At 63.1% G+C, this 18,518-nt stretch carries 15 protein-coding genes and 3 pseudogenes; 4 read left to right on the forward strand and 14 right to left on the reverse strand.

Going from position 1 to position 18,518, the window contains the following annotated elements; genetic code table 11:
- Positions 1 to 31: 31 nt before the first annotated feature.
- The 5 genes and pseudogenes from N0Q91_RS27565 to N0Q91_RS27585 form a co-directional block, all read right to left on the reverse strand.
- Complete coding sequence (locus N0Q91_RS27565) at positions 32 to 829, reverse strand: potassium channel family protein (RefSeq protein WP_015008578.1); 798 nt, start codon at positions 827 to 829, stop codon at positions 32 to 34.
- Positions 830 to 955: 126 nt separating this feature from the next.
- Positions 956 to 1,755 (reverse strand): annotated as a pseudogene (locus tag N0Q91_RS27570) (inositol monophosphatase family protein).
- 30 nt (positions 1,756 to 1,785) lie between these two features.
- On the reverse strand, positions 1,786 to 2,847 hold the full coding sequence (locus N0Q91_RS27575; RefSeq protein WP_275598738.1) for an ABC transporter ATP-binding protein: 1,062 nt from the start codon (positions 2,845 to 2,847) through the stop codon (positions 1,786 to 1,788).
- Entirely contained in the window at positions 2,844 to 5,072 is a 2,229-nt protein-coding gene (locus N0Q91_RS27580) for an ABC transporter permease (protein ID WP_275598739.1), read from the reverse strand. The genes N0Q91_RS27575 and N0Q91_RS27580 overlap by 4 nt, the downstream gene beginning before the upstream one ends.
- A gap of 172 nt (positions 5,073 to 5,244) precedes the next feature.
- Positions 5,245 to 6,273 carry an ABC transporter substrate-binding protein gene (locus N0Q91_RS27585; protein ID WP_018097884.1) on the reverse strand — a complete coding sequence of 343 codons (1,029 nt, stop codon included), beginning with the start codon at positions 6,271 to 6,273 and terminating at the stop codon, positions 5,245 to 5,247.
- Positions 6,274 to 6,453: 180 nt separating this feature from the next.
- Here N0Q91_RS27585 and N0Q91_RS27590 point away from each other — a divergent pair, with 180 nt between their 5' ends.
- Positions 6,454 to 7,458 (forward strand): LacI family DNA-binding transcriptional regulator, encoded by a 1,005-nt coding sequence (locus N0Q91_RS27590; RefSeq protein WP_275598740.1) that lies wholly within the window; start codon positions 6,454 to 6,456, stop codon positions 7,456 to 7,458.
- Between the two features lie 636 nt (positions 7,459 to 8,094).
- On the opposite strand, the gene N0Q91_RS27595 is transcribed toward N0Q91_RS27590, so the two are convergent.
- On the reverse strand, positions 8,095 to 8,787 hold the full coding sequence (locus N0Q91_RS27595) for a TetR/AcrR family transcriptional regulator (RefSeq protein ID WP_275598741.1): 693 nt from the start codon (positions 8,785 to 8,787) through the stop codon (positions 8,095 to 8,097).
- A gap of 134 nt (positions 8,788 to 8,921) precedes the next feature.
- On the opposite strand from N0Q91_RS27595, the pseudogene N0Q91_RS27600 reads away from it, so the two are divergent.
- From N0Q91_RS27600 to N0Q91_RS27610, 3 genes and pseudogenes are all read left to right on the forward strand, one after another.
- Positions 8,922 to 9,946, forward strand: a pseudogene (locus N0Q91_RS27600) (efflux RND transporter periplasmic adaptor subunit).
- 5 nt (positions 9,947 to 9,951) lie between these two features.
- Complete coding sequence (locus tag N0Q91_RS27605) at positions 9,952 to 11,193, forward strand: ABC transporter permease (RefSeq protein ID WP_275598742.1); 1,242 nt, start codon at positions 9,952 to 9,954, stop codon at positions 11,191 to 11,193.
- On the forward strand, positions 11,190 to 11,870 hold the full coding sequence (locus tag N0Q91_RS27610) for an ABC transporter ATP-binding protein (RefSeq protein ID WP_100672397.1): 681 nt from the start codon (positions 11,190 to 11,192) through the stop codon (positions 11,868 to 11,870). The genes N0Q91_RS27605 and N0Q91_RS27610 overlap by 4 nt, the downstream gene beginning before the upstream one ends.
- A gap of 44 nt (positions 11,871 to 11,914) precedes the next feature.
- On the opposite strand, the gene rpiB is transcribed toward N0Q91_RS27610, so the two are convergent.
- The 8 genes and pseudogenes from rpiB to N0Q91_RS27650 all read right to left on the reverse strand — a co-directional run bounded on the left by rpiB (position 11,915) and on the right by N0Q91_RS27650 (position 18,515).
- Positions 11,915 to 12,361, reverse strand: coding sequence for a ribose 5-phosphate isomerase B (gene rpiB, locus N0Q91_RS27615; protein WP_018097878.1), 447 nt, complete (start codon positions 12,359 to 12,361; stop codon positions 11,915 to 11,917).
- A 23-nt stretch (positions 12,362 to 12,384) separates the two neighbouring features.
- Positions 12,385 to 13,662: a TRAP transporter large permease gene (locus N0Q91_RS27620; protein ID WP_275598743.1), complete on the reverse strand. Its 1,278-nt coding sequence runs from the start codon at positions 13,660 to 13,662 to the stop codon at positions 12,385 to 12,387.
- 11 nt (positions 13,663 to 13,673) lie between these two features.
- Positions 13,674 to 14,141: a TRAP transporter small permease gene (locus N0Q91_RS27625; RefSeq protein WP_275598744.1), complete on the reverse strand. Its 468-nt coding sequence runs from the start codon at positions 14,139 to 14,141 to the stop codon at positions 13,674 to 13,676.
- A gap of 80 nt (positions 14,142 to 14,221) precedes the next feature.
- Positions 14,222 to 15,214 carry a TRAP transporter substrate-binding protein gene (locus N0Q91_RS27630; protein WP_275598745.1) on the reverse strand — a complete coding sequence of 331 codons (993 nt, stop codon included), beginning with the start codon at positions 15,212 to 15,214 and terminating at the stop codon, positions 14,222 to 14,224.
- Between the two features lie 23 nt (positions 15,215 to 15,237).
- Entirely contained in the window at positions 15,238 to 16,008 is a 771-nt protein-coding gene (locus N0Q91_RS27635; RefSeq protein WP_275598746.1) for a FadR/GntR family transcriptional regulator, read from the reverse strand.
- Between the two features lie 203 nt (positions 16,009 to 16,211).
- Positions 16,212 to 16,592 (reverse strand): RidA family protein, encoded by a 381-nt coding sequence (locus N0Q91_RS27640; RefSeq protein WP_275598747.1) that lies wholly within the window; start codon positions 16,590 to 16,592, stop codon positions 16,212 to 16,214.
- Positions 16,593 to 16,635: 43 nt separating this feature from the next.
- Positions 16,636 to 17,019, reverse strand: coding sequence for a RidA family protein (locus N0Q91_RS27645; RefSeq protein WP_275598748.1), 384 nt, complete (start codon positions 17,017 to 17,019; stop codon positions 16,636 to 16,638).
- A gap of 33 nt (positions 17,020 to 17,052) precedes the next feature.
- Positions 17,053 to 18,515, reverse strand: a pseudogene (locus tag N0Q91_RS27650) (NAD-dependent succinate-semialdehyde dehydrogenase).
- Positions 18,516 to 18,518 lie beyond the last annotated feature (3 nt).

Here is an 18,518-nt window from a genome sequence, read left to right on the forward strand (position 1 = left end):
GAAACACTGAAAGCCTCACGTCTCGTACATCTCAGTCACCCTCATCGGGTATGTTGAGCAGATGACCGCAGGCCTTGCAGTGGACGGCGTCGGTGTCGTGCCTCTGCAAGCCGCATTGAGGGCAGGGGAAACTAACCTTGTAGGGCCTGACAACGGCCTGCGCGAGCCTTACGAACAGCGATATGCCGACGATCATCGTGATGACCGAGGTGAGCTTGCCGAGCGTGCCCGGCAGGGTGATGTCGCCGAAGCCCGTCGTGGTGATCGTAGCCACCGTGAAATAGAGTGCGTCGACGAAACCTTCGCCGCCTTCCCGGTGATAGAAGAACGTCGTGTAAACGAAGCCGGTGACGACGAAGAGGAATACGAGAAAGTTCAGGCAGGCACGGAAGACATCCTGCAGATGCGACCACCCGGCGCGGCGAAGACCTTCGAGCAGGAGCGGACTCTTGCCGATCGCCCAGATGCGCATCACCCTGAGGAAGGCGAAGTTGAACAGCAGGTCGGGGAAGAGAAGCGTGCCGAGAATGACCACATCGATCCAGGTCATCGGCCGCCGGAGGAAACGCTCGATCGAAGGCGCGGCCAACGCTCTCGCGATGAGCTCGCAACCGATCCATGCGGCGATGATGTAGTCGATGATGAGGTAGGACGGACCCGCTCTCAGATAGGGGCCGAGGATAAAAAAGGCGAGGATGCTGAGGTCGATGATGGCAAGCAGCGCTTGCCAGCGCAACGCCCACGGGTCCCGCCCGCGTTCCAATCGCTGAAGCGCCAGCCTTGTCGAATTCAACTTCGAATGCGCCCGCGGCTGGTCAGTCATATCCATGGAGCTGAAATAGGGGACGCCGAATCCCGGGTCAAGGAGCATGCCTTGGCTGTTCGGGACGTGGCGAGCTCAAAGTTGCAGCCGTGCCGTTCAGGCAGCAGTCCCAATTCAGCATGGGCGCGAGTGTCAGACGCCCGCAAGCTTCCTCAGGTCGTCGACTGCGCCGGGCGCGGCGGCAAGGACGATCGAGCCGCGGGTCAAACTTTCTCCCTCAGTGGGGAAGGGCAGGTGCCAGCCGCCCGCTTCCTGGACGAGACAGTAGCCGGCGAGACAATCCCATGCGTGCATATAGGGCTCGTAATAGCCCACCAGACGGCCGGCGGCGACATAGGCAAGCATGAGTGCGCCGGAACCGTTGCGCATGAAGGTGCCGCCGGCCTCCAGCAGGTTTTCGACCATCTGTCCGACGAAGGCCGGCTTGACATAGTTGTTGGCGCCGAGCCCGGTCACGTGGTTGCGAATGGTGCGCGAACCATCGAGCGCGAGCGCCTTGCCGTTGAGACGCGCGCCGAGGCCGAGTGCCGCCGCGTAGAGTTCACCGTGACATGGTGCGGCGATGACCCCCACCACCGGTATGCCGGCATGAACGAGAGCGATGGAGACGCACCAGTTGGGCATGCCGTTGACGAAGGGGCTCGTCCCGTCGATCGGATCGACCGCCCATGTGAAGCCTGAGCGGCCGGGAACGAGACCGTATTCTTCGCCGAGCACGCCGTCGTCCGGGTAGGCCTCCGCGATCCGATCGCGGATGAGATTTTCGACTTCGCGGTCAGCGATGGAAACCAGATCCTGCGGGTCGCGCTTCGTTTCGATGATCAGCGTTTCGCGGCGCGCGAAAAAATCGAGCGCCATGGCGCCGGCCTCGCGCCCGATGGTTTCGGCCAGTGCCAGGCGGGCTTCGAGCCCGGGACGACGTGAGATGTCATTACGGAATCCTTGGTTGCAAATTGCCGGGGCTAACCGTTGATGAGGGCAATGCCGCGCTCCTTGAAGGCGATTGCCACATTCGTTTGGGGCGCAAGTGCCCGCTCCACCGCCGGGTCGACCACGAAGAGCGTCCCGGCGGCCGTCTTGACCTCGTACTCCACGTGATCGCCGAGATACGCCGTATGGGTGATCTCGCCTGAAAAACTGCCGGCTGCGGACGGCTCAAGCGTGATCGCGTTCGGGCGCACCGCAAGCTTCGCCGGTCCGGGGCGCATTCCGCGGCCGCTCACGCGATGCGTCAGCCGTTCCACACGGATCGTGGCCTCGTGACCGTCGACGTCGATCACGTCGCAGGCAACGACATTGGCTTCGCCCATGAAGTCGGCGATGAAGGCGGAGGTCGGCGTTTCGTAGAGTTCGCGCGGGGCGCCCTCCTGGGCTATGCTCCCGTCCTTCATCACGATGATGCGGTCGGAGACGGCAAGGGCTTCGTCCTGATCGTGCGTGACATAGACCGCGGTGAAACCGAGCCGCTGCTGCAGTTCGCGGATTTCGGTCCGGACGCGGCGCCTCAGCCTTGCATCGAGATTTGACAGCGGCTCGTCGAGGAGAAGAACCTGGGGCTCCAGCACCAGTGCACGGGCGACCGCGACGCGCTGCTGCTGCCCGCCGGAGAGCTCGGCCGGCAGGCGCTGGCCCATGCCGGGCAGGCCGACCAGGGCCAGTCCTTCCTCGGCTCTTTCGCGCGCTTCCTTGCGCTTCATGCCTGACGACTCCAGGCCGTAGGCCACGTTGTCGAGGGCGTTCATGTGTGGGAAGAGAGCATAGGACTGGAAGACCATCGAGACGTCGCGCTCGTTTGCGGGCAGCATCGTCACGTCCTTGCCGCCGATCAGGATGCGGCCGGATGTCGGATGTTCGAGACCGGCCAGCATTCGAAGCGTCGTCGTCTTGCCGCAGCCGGAGGGTCCGAGCAAGGTGACGAGCGTGCCTGGTTCGATGGTCAGCGACAGGTCGGGAATGGCGGTGAAGGCACCGAACTTCTTGCATATGTTCCGGAAGACGACGGAACCGGGAGCCACGACGGTCATGCGGTTTTCTCCTGGGGAAGGGGTGCGGGCGCGCGGGCAACGGCCTGGATGCGGTTTTCGCGCCGAAGCCTGCGTTCGCCGACGACAAGCTGGAAGCCGGCGATGACCGATATCATCACCACGATCAGCATGGAGGAATAGGCGATCGCCACGCCGTATTCGCCGTTTTCGACCAGCCCGACGATATAGGCCGTCGCCATGTTGTACTCGGCGCTGACCAGAAAGATGACGGCGCTGATCGAAGTGATCGCGCGCACGAAGGAGTAGACGAGGGCGGCCGTGATCGCCGGCCGCAAAAGCGGCAGAATGACCTTGCGGATGGTGCGGAAGCTATTGGCCCGGAGCGTCAGAGATGCCTCGTCGAGGCTTCGGTCGAGCTGGCTCATCGCCGCCACCCCGCCGCGCACGCCGACGGGCATGTTGCGGAAGACGAAACAGGCAACGAGGATCAGAGCGCTGCCGGTCATTTCGAGCGGCGGCAGGTTGAAGGCCATGATGTAGCTGATGCCGATGACAGTCCCCGGAATGGCGAAGCTCATCATCAGGGCGAACTCGAAGAGTTCGCGGCCGGCGAACCTCTGGCGCACGATCAGATAGGCGGTCAGGAGCCCGACGGCTGCCGTGAGCGGTGCCGATATCAGGGCAATCTCCATCGTCGTCCAGAAGGAGTTCCACGCAACGCCCGTCCAGGCGATGCTGCCGTCGCGGAACTCGACGGAGAATGCCTTGACGTAGTGGGTGAGCGTCAGCGAGTTGTCCAGCCCCCAGGTCTTCACGAAGCCGCCGACGAGGATCATGCCGTAAACGACGAGCGTGAAGAGCGCCCAGGGGATGACCAGGGCATGGACCGCGATTGAAACAGTGCGCGGCAGGGCGGCGTGACTGCCGCTGTCGCCCTTTCCTGTAACCGTCGCGAAGCTCTTTCCCGAAAGCCAGAAGCGCTGCGCCAAAAAGGCCGTCAGCGTGAAACACAGGAGAATGATGGCGAGCACGGCGGCGCGGGAGGGATCGTTCTGCGAGCCGACGACGGCGAAGAAAATTTCCGTCGAAAGAACGCCATGGCTGCCGCCCAGCACCAGCGGATTTCCGAAATCGGCCATGCTTTCGATGAAGCCGATGAGGAATGCATTGGCAAGCCCCGGCTTCATCAGCGGCAGCGAGATGCGCCAGAAAGTGCGCCAGCGGTCCGCCCTCAGCGTCTGCGACGCCTCCTCCATTGACGGGCTGACGCCTTCGACGACTCCGATCAGCACAAGGAAGGAGATGGGCGTAAAGGAAAGGACCTGCGCAATCCAGATGCCGGTGAGGCCATAGAGCCAGCGGCCGGGCTCGACGCCGATCAGCGTGGACAGGGCTTCGGTGATGACGCCGGAACGACCGAAGAGCAGGGTGAGCGCGAGGCCGACCACGAAGGGCGGCGTGATGATCGGCAGCACCGTCAACAGCCGGAGGCTCCGTTTGTAACGGAAGCCGGTACGGGTCGCGACGAGGGCGAAGGCAAGGCCGAGGATGGTCGAGCCGCCCGCGGTCATCACCGCCAGCCAGAAAGTCCGCCAGGCGATCCCGCAGCGCCCGCGGCCGACGACGCAGTCGAGACTCCAGATCGACGGATCCACGATATTGCGGGTGAAGCCTTCCGGATTGAAGGAGCCGTCGAAATCCTGGAAGGCGCCGACCAGCATGCTCCCGACAGGATAGAAGACGAAGACGGCGACGAGAAAGACAAGCATCGAGATGGCCGAGACGACGAAGGCGTCGCCCTTCATCACGCCGCGTTCGGCCAGCCCGAAGGCGAAAAGGAGGACGAAGACGAGCGCCGCGAGCACCGCCCCCGCGCCCATCGAGGGCTGGCCGTCCGCAAGCGCGCCGAACAGCGCTTCGCTGATCGTCCAGTTCCAGCCGGAAAAGCCGATGGCGAGGCCCTGAAGGGCCAGAACGGCGATGCCGCCTGCGCCAGTCCAGGCAAGGAAGCTTCCTCGCCGCGCGGGATCGCCGATGAGGCGAGCAGCGGCGGCGACCATCATGGCCAGCGCCGGAAGTATCAGCCACCATTTACCGAAGGAAGCGATCTGAAGGAGACCCGGCGCTGCGGCCGGTTCTTCCGGAAAGGCGGAAAGCCAGCCGAAGCCGAAGAAACCGCCGTCGATCCTGTACCAGGGAAGGAGGACGAAGGCGGCAAGCCCGAGAGCCAGCGCGATATCCAGTCTGCGGTTGTGGGTTTTCATGGATGGGCTGTCCGTGCCGCCGTGTCACGATGAGTTGTTCCGAATACAAGCGACATCGCTGCCGTTAGAAAAGAACGCGATGCGAGCGGAACAGCTCATCTGGCCGAGATTGCCGGAGTCGAGCCGACGGTTTCCCGACGGCTCGAATCCGTTTGAAAGGCGCGTTGCGCGATCAGTTCGCGGCTGCGCCGATCTCCCGGTCCCAGCGCTCCAGGAGCTCTTTGCGTTTGGCCGGATCGCCGTAGGTCTTGAAGTCGTAATCGATCAGCTTGATGTCCTCGAACTTAGGCGCCTCTTCCGGCACCTTGGCCGTCTTGTTGGAAGGAAGCTGGAACGATTTTGCCTCCTTCATACTAGACTGCACGTCGGCGGAGAGCGCCCAGTCATACCACTTTTTGGCGCTCTCGAGGTTCTTTGCGCCCTTGATGATCGACATCGAGCCGATTTCATAGCCGGTGCCTTCGCAGGGCGCCACGGACTTCACCGGGAAGCCTTCCACCGTCTGCGCCACCGCATCGTGCATGAACACGATGCCGATTGCCGTTTCCCCCCGCGCCGCGGCCTTCACCGGTGCGGACCCGGACTTCGTGTATTGCGACACGTTTGCGTTCAGCTTCTTCAGATAGTCGAAAGCCTCGTCCTCGCCCATGATCTGAACGAGCGTTGCGAGCGCGGTATAGGCGGTGCCGGAAGAATTGGGATTGGCAATCTGGACTTCACCCTTGAAGGACGGATCGAGCAGGTCCGCCCAGCACTTCGGCTCCTTCAGGTTCTTCTGCTTGAAGATCTCCGTGTTGTAGCCCCAGCCAAGCGCGCCGGCATAGACGCCGACCGTGCGGTAGTCGGCACTCTCGGCCTGCTTGACGGCCCATTCGTGCAATTCGCCGAGCATCGGCGACTTGTATTCGAGCGTCAGTCCCTCGGAGGCGGCCTGCAGATGCGGGTCGCCGGTGCCCGCCCACCAGATGTCCGTCTTGGGGTTGCGCGCCTCGGCCCGGATCTTCGCATAGGTTTCGCCGGAAGACAGACGAACCATGTTGACGGAGATGCCGGTCTTCTTTTCGAAGGCGCCCTTCATCTGCTCGCAGATCACCACGTCGGCCGAGCAGATCAGATTGAGATTTCCGTCGGCCTGCGCGGAAAAGGCAAAGAACGTCGCACCCGCGGCGAGCGCTGCCGCGGCCAGTTTAACCAAACCCATCGGTTTCCTCCCAGATTGTGCCGGCGCCTCCGTGCCGGACGCCTTTTGCAAGCGCGTGCAAATGCTGCACGAGGATACAGGGAGTGTCAATAAATTTGTTCGATGTTGCCCAATATGACGGCGTTGCACGCAATTGCAAAATAGTGCAATTCTGCGTGCAGGAGCGAGGAGAGGTCGTGAATGCCGCCGAAGCCGTTTGTCAGCGCCCAGGAAGTCGCAGAGCGGGCGGGCGTCTCACGCTCAGCCGTCTCCCGTACGTTTACGCCGGGCGCGAGCGTCTCGCCCGAAACCCGGCGAAGGGTGGTGGAGGCGGCGGAAGCGCTCGGCTATCACGTCAACCATCTCGCGCGCGGACTGATGCGCAACGAGAGTGGCATCGTCTGCCTTATCGTATCCGAGATGAGCACGCCCTACCGCGCCAACCTGATCCGGGCGATGACGCAGCAATTGCAGAACGCCGGCAAGGTCGCCATGCTGATCAACACGGACCGCTCGGACGGCAGTGTCGATCTCGCGTTGCGGCAGGCAATCCGGTACCGCGCAGATGCATCGATCATCCTGTCCGGAATGCCCGACCGGTCGATTACCCAGCTCTGCCTCAAGAACGGCCAGCGCCTCGTCCTCATCAACCGCGACGACGACCAGCAGGGCCCTCTTCGTATCAATCTCGATGACGCGGAGGCGGCGGGGCGGGTCGTCACCGCTTTCGTGCGCGCCGGTTGCCGGCGTCTTGCCTTCGCGAATTCGCAAGCCGGCACCCCGAGCCTGATGGCGCGCGAACACGGCTTCGTGGCGGCGGCAAAAGCATCGGGCCTCCCGGTTCTGGTCGAGCGTCACGGGCCGACAAATTACGAAAGCGGCCGCGTTCTGGCGCAGCGGCTGCTGACACTCGGCGAGCGTCCCGATGCGGTCTTCTGTGCCACGGATCTCCTTGCATGCGGCTTCATGGATGCCGCGCGCCACCAGTTCCGTGTCTCTATCCCCGATCAGCTCTGTGTCGCGGGTTTCGACGACATTGAACAGGCCGCCTGGTCCTCCTATGACCTGACCACTTTCGCGCAACCCGTGGACAGGATAGCCCAGGAGGCGGTTGCTTGGCTCGTCAACGAGAGGCAGGAGCCGGTCGACCAATCGGTTCGCTTCCGGCCTGACCTCATTTGGCGCTCATCCGTCCGGGGAGGGTAACTCCGGTTCGACTCAGCACAGATGGTATTCACGAGCCGATTTAATGCGAATACCCCCAATTTGTTACTGGTTATAGTAATACGTTTGTGTAATATCCCACTTGCACCGACACATCTTCTTGCATCGCTATGGCTTGTAATGGGCTGTGCTGGAGACCGTATTGCCGTGTCCGTGCTCTCTTATTGAGCTGGTGGGAAATGAATGGGGCCCTGGCCGATAACGGTCAGGGCCTTTCGCTCGGGTAAGCCCTGATTCCGCCAGGACGTCGAGCTTCGAACCCATCCGGATTGCCGGCGTGCTGTGCCCCAGCCCCCGGCGAGGCCAGTCGCTGAAGCGCCAGGCCTCTGACCGTCTTCCCCCGTCCGAGACGGCTGACGAAGGACTAGCACGCATAATGCTTCGGCTCCACTGACCCATCAGGGCTATCGCCGGTGAATATCGGGGATATCCGGAGCACTTCCAGGAAAAGTGCGCAGCGGTTTTCCGTCCGGAAGTGCGAAGCTTAAAGGGGTTAGCGCACTTCCAGCAAAAGTGCGCAGCGGTTTTCCGTCCGGAAGTGCGAAGCTTCAAGGATTAGCGCACTTCCAGGAAAAGTGCGCAGCGGTTTTCCGTCCGGAAGTATGCGGCTTCAAGGAGCTAGACGGAAGCTTTCAGAAATGCGCGCGAAAAGCCCGGTTCCGTTACTTCGATCGTCCCCTCGGGGATCTTCAGCAATCTTTCGACAGCCATCCCGTAGGTGCGCATCCAGCCATCCAGCGTCCGCGCCGCGCCGTCCAGGTCGCCGGCTTCGGTCTGCTGCAGCGCCCGATGCATCGTCTTGGCGACGCCAAGCCGCAAATACAACAGCATCGGCGCGAGGGCTTCAGGATCGGGTGCGTCGAGGCTCCCCTCCTTGTGACCGCGCCTCAGAAGTTCGGTAAGAAAGGGGAGTGTCACAGCGCTGACCGCGACGTCGATGCGATGATAGAGGACGACGTTCTCCGGCTTGAAAAGTGCGTTGAATGTATTCTTCAATTGCGGCGCCATGTCCACTTTCAGGCGGCGCGAACCCGCGAAAAGGGCATTCAGCTGGCCGACCGCGTCGAGGGAGGGATCCTCGAATACCGTTTGCAGTTCCTTCAGGCTTTGGCGGGCCATGCGCGCGGCGACCGCCTCCAGCAGTGCCTCCTTCGAAACGAAGTAGTGATAGAACGCCCCCTTGGAAACATTCGCTTCCCGGATCACGTCGTTAACGGTCGTGTTTTCGTATCCCTGCTCGAAGAACAGGCGTTCAGCGCAGCCGATGATCTCATTCGTTCTGACGTCAGGCGATTTCTTGATTCGTGGCATAGACTTGTCCTGAACCGGAGAACTACGTTCTACACGTGTTACCAGGATGCGCGAAGTCCTGTGTGCGATTATAGACCGACGGTCGGTCTAATGCTATCCTGACAGTCTATACGGGTGAGTTTCAGGAGTGGTTCGTGCAGCTTATGCGGCAGATGAGGCGCTACGCGGCGGGTATTGCGATAGCCGCCGCAGTCGGTGCCGTTGCCTTCTGGTATGCGACCCGGGCGGTGCCCGTTTCGGTCGTGACGCCGAAGCGCGGTGATGCGGCGGAGATCGTCTATGCCAGCGGCGTCGTGGAGCCGCGCGTTTGGGCAAAGGTCACTTCGACAGTGCGCGAGCGGATCGTCGAGCAGTGCAACTGCGAGGGCGAACGAGTGGAAAAGGGTGCCGCGCTCGCGCGCCTGGACGATACGGAGGCGCGGGCGATTTCTGAGCGAGCTGCAGGCGCGCCTGTCGCTTGCCCAGGAAGAATACCGCCGCAAGCTCGCCTTGGCCGAAAGAAATACGATAAGCGAGCAGACTGTGGACAGGGCCCGCACCGACGTCGCTCAATTGGAGGCATTGATCGCGGGGCAGGAGGCGCGCCTTGCGGCCTATGTGCTGCGCGCGCCCAGCGACGGGCGGGTGCTTCGGCAGGATGGAGAGATCGGCGAGGTGGCCGAGCCGGGGACCGTGCTCTTCTGGGTCGGAGAGCCGCGACCGCTGATCGTGGAGGCGGAGGTGAACGAAGAGGACATTCCGCGGGTCGAAGTGGGCCAGAATGCCTACCTTCGGTCGGATGCGTTTCCAGAGCGCGCGCTCGAGGCGGTTGTCGACAGCATCACGCCGAAGGGCGATCCCGTTACGAAAACTTACCGCGTTCGCCTTCGGCTGCCGGAGGACACGCCGCTCAGAATCGGCATGTCCACAGACGTGAACATCGTGGTCCGCGTGTCGCGCAACGCCCTGGTCATTCCCGCGGCAGCGGTCAGCGGGACTAGAGTTCGCGGTGGTTGAAGGCGGGACGGCGAAACTGCGCAAGATCAAGACCGGCATCCGCGGCGCGAACGGTGTAGAGGTCCTTTCCGGCCTGGAGGAAACCGCACGCATAATCTCGCCCTTGCCCCCCGATCTAACGGACGGGACCCGGGTGGATGTGGTTGAAACAACGACGAATTGAACGCCATGCGCCTGATCCTCGACATCGCCCTAACGCATGTCGCCGGCCGGGGCCGCCAGACCCTCGTCGCGGTCGTCGGTGTCGCTGTCGGCGTCGGCTTCTCGATCGCCATGGCGGCGCTGATGCAGGGCGGGCAGGACGACTTCGTTCGCCAGCTCGTCGACACGATGCCGCATGTCGATGTGACCGATGAGCAGCGCTCGGCGCGGCGGCAGCCGCCGGAAGACCTCTTCGAAGCCGTCGCCATATCCGGGCTGAGGCCGCGGGACGACCGGCGCGGCATCATCAATCCGACCAAGGCGGTCTCCTGGCTGGAAGAATGGATGCCCGGCAGGCTTGCCGCGGTTCTGAACGTTCAAGGCGTGATCCGCTACTCGGGCCGCGAAGTCGGCGCCGTGGTGATCGGGATCGAGCCGGTGAAGGAGGTGAGGGTCTCGCCCATCGTAGAGGACTTCGAGTCCGGCAGCTTCGGCGCGCTTGCGGCCGGCGGCAACAACGTCGTGATAGGCGATACCATGGCGTCGAGGCTGGGTGCCGGGCTCGGCGATACAATTACCGCCGTGTCTTCGGAAGGCCTTGCCCGCAACTTCAAGATCGTCGGCCTGTTTCATACCGGCACCACGGCGCGTGACGAAGGCGAAGCCTATGTGCTGCTGAAGAACGCCCAGATCCTGTCCAACAGGCCGAATGCAATCAACGAGATCCGCATCAAGCTCGACGACCCGAACGCCGCGCCCACCGTGGCGCGTCGCGTGGAGGCCGAACTCGGCTACAAGGCGGTCGCGTGGCAGGAGGCGAACGAGTCCATTCTCGAAGCGCTCGTCGTGCGCAACGTCATCATGTACACGGTCGTCGCCGCGATCATGCTGGTAGCGGGTTTCGGCATCTTCAACATCGTTTCCACCATCACGCACGAGAAGGCGCGCGACATCGCCATCATGAAGTCGCTGGGCTTTTCGCAAGCCGACATGCGCCGTCTGTTCGTGATCGAGGGGCTGGCGATCGGCATAGCGGGTTCCCTTCTCGGCTGGGCGCTCGGTTTTGCGATCACCTACGCCCTTTCCCGGGTACGGTTCGAAATTGCCGCGACCGGCCAGGAAATGACCAGGCTGCCGATCGCGTGGAGCATTCTTCACTATGCCGTAGCGACAGCCTTCGCCCTGTCCTCGGCAGCGGTCGCCGGTTATCTGCCTGCCCGCCGGGCAGCACGCGTCAATCCGGTGGACATCATAAGGGGTGCGACATGAGCCCGCTGATCGAGGCGCGCGGCCTCACGCGTATATTGCATGAGACCGTTCCGGTAACGCTGGTGAAGGACATCGACCTCATCATCGACGAGGGCGAGTTCGTGGCCGTTACCGGCCCCTCGGGATCGGGAAAGTCGTCGCTGCTCTATCTGCTGGGGCTGCTCGACCAGCCGACGCAAGGCATGCTCCGCGTCCGCGGACGCGATACGGAGCCCATGAGTGAGAAGGAGCGGGCGGAGACCCGCCTCGCCACAATGGGGTTCGTCTTCCAGTTCCATTTCCTCCTGCCGGAATTTACCGCGCGTGAGAACGTCGAAATCCCGATGCGCAAGCTTGCCCGCCTCGGCCGCGACGCGATGCGGGCCCGGGCGACCGAATTGCTGTCCTCGCTCGGCCTCGCCGATCATCTCGACAAGCGGCCGGATCAGCTCTCGGGCGGCCAGCGCCAGCGCGTGGCGGTCGCACGGGCGCTTGCCAACGATCCGCCGCTGATCCTGGCCGACGAGCCGACCGGAAGCCTCGACAGCAGGAGTTCGGAGCAGGTATTCGCAATTCTCGACGGACTTGTCCGCGAGCGCGGCAAGACGGTCGTCGCGGTGACGCACGACCTGGGCATGGCTGCCCGCATGGATCGTCGCATCCACCTCGTGGATGGCGAGGTCAGCAAGGAAGAATAGATGCGCGAGTTTCGCCGAACGGCGCGGAGCCGGCCGGCGAATGCTCAGCGCTGCTCGTCCATTTCGGCGAGCTTGCGCACCCGGCGCCGGAAATCCTCGTCGGTGGAGAATTCGGCGGCGAGGTAGGCTGCAACGAGATCCCTTGCCAACCATGCGCCGACGATCTGGGCGCCGATGCACATGACGTTGACGTCGTCATGCTCCACCGACTGATGGGCGGAATGCACGTCATGGCAGACCGCGGCGCGGATGCCCTTCACCTTGTTGGCCGCGATCGAGGCGCCGACGCCGGTGCCGCAGACCATCAGCCCGCGATCCGCCTTGCCCTCGATGATCGAGGAAGTGACCGTCTTTGCGATGTCGGGGAAGTCTACCGGGTTCGCATCGTACGAGCCTGCGTCATACACCTCGTGGCCGAGCGAGGTGACGTGGTCGATGATCGTGGCCTTGAGGTGAAAGCCAGCATGGTCGGAACCGATGACGATACGCATATTGGTGTCTCCTGGAGAAAAGATTACTGGGCGATCAGGCGGGGCAGCCACAGCGTGAAGTCCTTCGCTAAAGTGAGGATGACAAGCGTGGAAACCAGCGGAATGTAAAAGGGCACAAGCGCTCGCAGGAGCTGCCGGATGGACACCTTGGCGATGTCCGACACGAGGAACAGCGACAAACCCATCGGCGGCGTCAGCAGTCCGAGCATCAGGTTGAAGATCGTCACGATGCCGAGTTGAACGGGGTCGACACCGGCCATCACGAGTGGCGGGGCGATGATGGGAACGAGAAGCAGCGTTGCGGTCGTCGAGTCGAGGAACATGCCGGCGACGAAGAAGATCAGGTTTGCGATGATCAGCAGCATCAGCGGGTCCTTCGACCAGCCGAGCAGCGTCGCCGCAAAGGTCTGAGGCACCTGCTCGACCGCCAGAATCCAGCCGAAAAGCGCGGCCGAGGCGACGATGATGAGGATCGCGCTGGAGCTGCGGGCCGTCAGAACCGCCGAATGCCACAGATGCGCCAGCGTCAGTTCACGGTACAGGACGCCGCTGATGAAGATGACATAGACGGCCGTTATCGCGGCCGCCTCGGTCGGTGTGAAGGCGCCGGCCGTCATGCCGCCGACCATGAGCGCCGGAGCAAGAATGGCCGGTAGCGCCGGCACCAGCGTGCCGACCAGCTCGCCTGCCGTCGGCCAGCGCTCCGCGCGCGCATGGCCGTGTCGGATGGCCACGACCAGCACCGTGAGCATCAGCAGGGCGGTACACAGCACGGCGGGCATGATGCCGGCTACGAGGAGCTGGACGATCGAGACGCTCGTGACCGAGCCGTAGACGATGAGCGGGATGGAAGGCGGGAAAATCGGCCCGAGCGTCGCGGAAGCGGCAGTTACCGCGCCGGCGAAGGATGGATCGAAGCCGCGCTTCTTCATGGCGTCGATCTCGATGCGCCCCAGACCCCCGATGTCAGCCAGCGCCGCCCCGGACATTCCGGAAAAGATCAGGCTTCCGAAGACGTTGACCTGCGCCAGGCCACCCGGCATTCGCCCGACGAGCGTATAGGCGAAGCGGAAGATGCGATCGGTGATGCCGGAAAGGTTCATGAGGTTGCCGACGAAGATGAAGAGAGGCACGGCCACCAGCGGAAACGAATCCAGCGCGTAGGTGATACGCTGGGCAAGCAGCCCGAACGGCAAGCCCTCGACAAGTACGTAGAGAATTGACGGCAGCAGGATGGCGTAGACCACCGGGAAGCCAAGCATGAACAGACCGAGGAAGGCCGCAACGACCAGAAAACCCATGAACCAACCTTTCAGACTGCGACGTTCTTATCCGCCTGCGGCGGCTTGCGCAGATGCAGAAGATGGACGAGCGCCGCACCCGCGAAACCGAAGAGCGTGGCACCCAGAAATATCCAGAACGGGATGCCGAGGGTCGGCGTGGCGTTGGTCAGGTTCCGGGTGATGTTCATGGCCGTGACCCAGCCGATGAACCCCGTTACGCCGATCGCACAGGCCGAGATCGCGACATTCACGATCGCGCGCGCCCTCCTCGACATTGCCGCCTTGAACTCGCCCATGACGATATTTTCGCCGTGCCCGACCACGAGTGGATAGGCGAGGAACACCAGGCAGATGAGCAGGAAGCGGGTCAGTTCCTCCGCACCGATGAAAGGCAGGCCGAAGACGCTGCGCATGACGACCTGAGCCGTCGGAACGATGACCAGTCCCGCCATCACGGCAACCACGACAATCGTCAGGACACGTTCGGGCAGATGCATCTTCTCCCCTCCCATTCTGGCTGAAAAATACGGGCGCTGCAGGGACAAGGGACATTGGCTTGCCCCTGCAGCTGCTCGGTCTATTTCACCGCTTCGATCTGCTCGATGAGCGGTGCGAAATTCGGGAAGTCCTGCCGGATCTGGGCGCCGACCTTTTCACGGAATGCCGCGACGTCCAGCCCTTCGGCCTCTGTGATGACGGTCATGCCGCGGCCCTTGAGTTCCTTCACCAGATCGGCCTCGGATTCGGTCGCCATCTTCAGCGATTTCTGAGCCTCCTCGTCGAGGACTTTCGTCAGAGCCGTCCGCTGCTCTTCGCTCAATCCCTGCCAGACGTCCTCATTGATGAAGACGGCGAGCACGGCGCGCATGTGACCCGTCATCGACAGATGCGATTGCACCTCGTTGAGATTGTTGGAGGCGATCATGGTGAGCGGATTTTCCTGGCCGACGACCACGCCCGTCATCAGCGCTGTCGGGAGTTCGGCAACCTCGACCGGGGTGGGAATGGCGCCGAAGCCCTTGACCATGGAAACCCATAGCTCCAGCGGGACCGCTCGGAAAGGCTTGCCGGCAAGGTCCGCCGGCGTCTTTACCGGGAAGTTGGAGGAGATGTGGCGGTCGCCGCGATAGATGCGCCCGATGATCCGCACGCCCTGTGCGATGAGCTTTTCGTTGATCGCCTGGAGGGCGGGCGACGACTGCGGGTCCGTCGCAGCGAGCGCATGGGCGCCGTCGCGGTAGATGAAAGGCGCGTTGAAGACGGCGACCTCAGGCACCAGTCGTGCGAGGGAAGCGAAATCATGATGGCCCATGGAGATCGAACCCATGCGCACGCCGTCCACCATTTCCGCAACCCCGCCGAGCTGGCTGGCGGGATAGACAGTGACGGTGATTTCGCCGCCGGTCGCGGCCGCAATGCCCTCCGCCGCCTGTGCCGCATAGACCGTTTGGATGTCCCCTTCTGCGCCGACATGCGCATAGCGCAATTCGGTTGCGGAAGCGGCTCCGGCAAACAATGCGGCTCCCAGCACGGCGCCGGCCATCCGGCCATGTTTCAGAAAGTTCAGCATGCTCTCCTCCTCCCTGGATAAAACTAGCTGTCTGCTTCTTTTTCCTCTTCTTGCGGCGCGCCCTTCCTGGTGAAGGCAGCTATGTAGCTTTTGCGCCGAAGCTCGTCGCCGATGGCGAAATGTTCGCGCAGCATCCTGTCGGCCTTGTCCGGATCGCGCGCGAGAATGGACAGAAAGACCTCCCGATGGGCCTCCACGAGATAGTCGGTGATGCCGGGCGCGTCGCTTGTCTCGGCGCGCCGCTGGACATGGCTGCGCTTCAGAAGGTCGGATATCGAGCGGTAAACCGTGACGAGCGCGGGACTGCGGCTGGCCTCGACGATCGCCATGTGAAAGGCGAAGTCCGCAGCGCCCCCGTCTTCGGCGTCGTGAAGTGTGTCCATCAGCCGTGTCAGCAGGCCGCCGATGCGTGAGAGGTCGCTATCCGTCGCGCGGATGCAGGCAAGACGGATAGCCTGGCATTCGATCGCGACACGAGCCTGCATGATGTCGTCGAGCATATCGGGCTGCTGGGCGAGGCAGAACGTCAGGAAATCGCCGAAGACGCCCACGTCGGCCTTGCGCACGAAGGCGCCCTTGCCATGGCGGATATCGAGGAAGCCCAGATTGGCGAGCGACCGCAAAGCCTCCCTCAGCACCGGCCGCGATACGCCGAGAGCGAGGCAAAGCTCCCTCTCGCCCAACAGCCTGTCGCCCGCCTTGAGCGCACCGGACAACAGCTGCTCCCGGAAGAAGGAGAGCACCTTTTCCGTTCCCGCAAGTTCGTCGGCGCCTTCGGATAGCACAGGGTTCATGGAAATGGTCCCAACTGGTATTACCAGTAAGCACCACATGCGCCTGCCGGTCAAGTCGCGCTGCTTGAATTCTCGGAAATTTGTTGAGAATGGCCCGCCTGCCCGCCCGACCAGGCCGCGAGGTCGCAAGAATCTCAAATGCGGCGAAGGACTCCGTTGCAGCAGCAACGCGTGCAGCGGGCTTGACCTGTCGCTTGAACTGCTCAATCCGGGGAGCAGACCGCAGTGGCGAGGATTTCCAGGCGGATGCCGGGTGAAAGGAGCTCCGTGACGACTGTCGCCCGCACGGGAAAGGGAGGCGCGAAGAATTCGCGGTATATCTTGTTCATGCCCGGGGCATCGGCTCGGTCGACCAGATAGACCTGTATCTGCACGACAGCGGCAAGCGTGCTTCCGGCGGCTTCAAGCGCCTGCCGGAGGTTGGAGAATACCTGTCGCGCCTGGTACTCGATGTCCCCGGTGACGAGTTCGCCGGTCGCCGGGTTCTTTGCTATGTGAGCCGATCTCACGATCCGGCCCGCCTTCACGGTACCGCTCAAGGGAGCGCGGGATGCGGCAATTCCGGTTTCGACTTTCTCGAACATTCGTGTTTCTCACGCCTTGCTGAATTCGGGCCGTGCGCTGCGATCAAGCACCCTCGAGCACCGCATGGGCAAGGACCTCGATGCGCAGGCCCGGGGTGATGAGCTCCTTGACGACCACGGTCGCGCGCACCGGATAGGGCTCCCTGAAGAACTCGGTATAGACCCTGTTCATGCCGGGAGCGTCGGCTCTTTCAGTGAGGAACACCTGCATCTGCACGACATTTGCGACGGAGCCGCCGGCGGCCTTGATCGCGATTTCCAGATTCTGCAGCGTGCGGCGCGCCTGCGTTTCGATGTCGCCAAAGACCGGCTCGCCGGTGACCGGGTCCTCCGAGATGTGCACCGACCAGAAAAGATCGCCGGCGCGAACCGCTTCGCTGACCGGAACATCCGACGGATCGGCGCCGGTATCGATGACTTCAAACATGCTCTTCTCGCTCGTTTCGTCTGTCGGATAGGTTCACTGCGGGACTTGGTCGAAACGGGTGACGAACTTCGCATTCAGATAGCCGTCGAAAGTCTCCAAGCCTCCCTCGCTGCCGTAGCCGCTGTCGTTGATTCCTCCGAAGGGGGTCTCCGGCAGCGCCAGGCCGAAATGGTTGATGCTCACCATTCCAGCTGCAAGGGCGCGTGCGGCATGCCGTGCGCGGCTGCTCGAGCCGGTGAACACATAGGACGCAAGACCGAAGGGCAGGCTGTTGGCGCGACGGATCACCTCGTCGAACTCGCCGAAGGGCGTAACGACGGCGATCGGTCCGAAGGGCTCCTCCTTCATCAGGCGCAGTTCGTCGGTGCCGCCGGCGACCACGGTTGGCGCGTAGAAAAATCCCGCATTCCCAACGCGCTCGCCGCCGGTGACGATCTCGGCACCCTGCTCGCGCGCGTCCTGAACGAAACCCTCCATGGCAGCGACGCGTCGGGCGTGGCAGAGCGGTCCCATCTGTACGCTCTCCTCGAAACCGTTGCCGACCCTTGTCGAAGCGATCTTCTCGGCAAAGCGTGCCAGGAAACGGTCGTGCCCTTTCGCCTGCACGTAAAACCGTGTCGGAGAGATGCAGACCTGGCCCGCATTACGCACCTTCTGGCCGGCAAGCGCGTCGGCTGCCGCATCGATGTCGGCGTCGTCGAAGACGATCACCGGCGCATGACCCCCGAGCTCCATCGTGGATCGCTTCATGTACCTGCCCGCAAGGCTCGCGAGATGCTTCCCGACCTCGACCGAACCCGTGAAGGAGATCTTTCTGACTTCCGGCGCCGCCAGCAGCGTCTCCGACAGGTGGGCCGGGTCGCCCCAGAGAATGTTGAGACAGCCGTCCGGCAGTCCGGCCTCCTGCATCAGCCGGCCGATCGCGACCGTGGAGGAGGGGATTCTCCAGGTCCCTTGAGGATCACGGTGCAGCCGCTTGCAAGCGCCGCCACCACCTTGCGCAGCGCCTGGCTGAAGGGGAAATTCCAAGGGGTGAAGGCGATACAGACCCCCACCGGTTCGCGAAGGACCATCTGCTGTACGCGCGGATCGCGCGCGGGAATGACCCGTCCGTAGATGCGGCGCGCTTCCTCTGCGTGCCAATCGGCATGGTCGGCGGCGAAACGGACTTCGCCGATCGCCTCGCCGAGCGGCTTGCCCTGGTCGCGCGTCATGTTGCGGGCGATCTCGTCGGCATGCTTGCGGGCGAGGTCCGCGAAGCGGCGCAGGATCTGGCCCCGCTCGAGCGGGGAGCGATCCTTCCAGCTCTCGAATGCGCGCTGCGAGGAGGCGACGGCTTCGGCAATCTCGCCATCGGTCGCCAAAGGCAGCTGAGCAATCGTCTGGCCCGTGGCGGGATCCACCACGTCGGTGCTCCGCTCCGTCTCGTAGATCCAGCGGCCATCGATCAGCATGCCGAGGCGCTCATAGGGGACTGCAGTGGTTTCCGGATTCATGAT

Origin of the sequence: Sinorhizobium prairiense (assembly GCF_029201645.2) — a bacterium.
Lineage (GTDB): Bacteria > Pseudomonadota > Alphaproteobacteria > Rhizobiales > Rhizobiaceae > Sinorhizobium > Sinorhizobium meliloti_A.

What these genes read in the sequence shown, in the direction of transcription:
- N0Q91_RS27565 (WP_015008578.1), bottom strand. Translation starts at nt 829, where the DNA reads ATGGATATGACTGACCAGCCGCGGGCGCATTCGAAGTTGAATTCGACA.
- N0Q91_RS27575 (WP_275598738.1), bottom strand. Translation starts at nt 2,847, where the DNA reads ATGACCGTCGTGGCTCCCGGTTCCGTCGTCTTCCGGAACATATGCAAG.
- N0Q91_RS27580 (WP_275598739.1), bottom strand. Translation starts at nt 5,072, where the DNA reads ATGAAAACCCACAACCGCAGACTGGATATCGCGCTGGCTCTCGGGCTT.
- N0Q91_RS27585 (WP_018097884.1), bottom strand. Translation starts at nt 6,273, where the DNA reads ATGGGTTTGGTTAAACTGGCCGCGGCAGCGCTCGCCGCGGGTGCGACG.
- N0Q91_RS27590 (WP_275598740.1), top strand. Translation starts at nt 6,454, where the DNA reads ATGCCGCCGAAGCCGTTTGTCAGCGCCCAGGAAGTCGCAGAGCGGGCG.
- N0Q91_RS27595 (WP_275598741.1), bottom strand. Translation starts at nt 8,787, where the DNA reads ATGCCACGAATCAAGAAATCGCCTGACGTCAGAACGAATGAGATCATC.
- N0Q91_RS27605 (WP_275598742.1), top strand. Translation starts at nt 9,952, where the DNA reads ATGCGCCTGATCCTCGACATCGCCCTAACGCATGTCGCCGGCCGGGGC.
- N0Q91_RS27610 (WP_100672397.1), top strand. Translation starts at nt 11,190, where the DNA reads ATGAGCCCGCTGATCGAGGCGCGCGGCCTCACGCGTATATTGCATGAG.
- rpiB (WP_018097878.1), bottom strand. Translation starts at nt 12,361, where the DNA reads ATGCGTATCGTCATCGGTTCCGACCATGCTGGCTTTCACCTCAAGGCC.
- N0Q91_RS27620 (WP_275598743.1), bottom strand. Translation starts at nt 13,662, where the DNA reads ATGGGTTTTCTGGTCGTTGCGGCCTTCCTCGGTCTGTTCATGCTTGGC.
- N0Q91_RS27625 (WP_275598744.1), bottom strand. Translation starts at nt 14,141, where the DNA reads ATGCATCTGCCCGAACGTGTCCTGACGATTGTCGTGGTTGCCGTGATG.
- N0Q91_RS27630 (WP_275598745.1), bottom strand. Translation starts at nt 15,214, where the DNA reads ATGCTGAACTTTCTGAAACATGGCCGGATGGCCGGCGCCGTGCTGGGA.
- N0Q91_RS27635 (WP_275598746.1), bottom strand. Translation starts at nt 16,008, where the DNA reads ATGAACCCTGTGCTATCCGAAGGCGCCGACGAACTTGCGGGAACGGAA.
- N0Q91_RS27640 (WP_275598747.1), bottom strand. Translation starts at nt 16,592, where the DNA reads ATGTTCGAGAAAGTCGAAACCGGAATTGCCGCATCCCGCGCTCCCTTG.
- N0Q91_RS27645 (WP_275598748.1), bottom strand. Translation starts at nt 17,019, where the DNA reads ATGTTTGAAGTCATCGATACCGGCGCCGATCCGTCGGATGTTCCGGTC.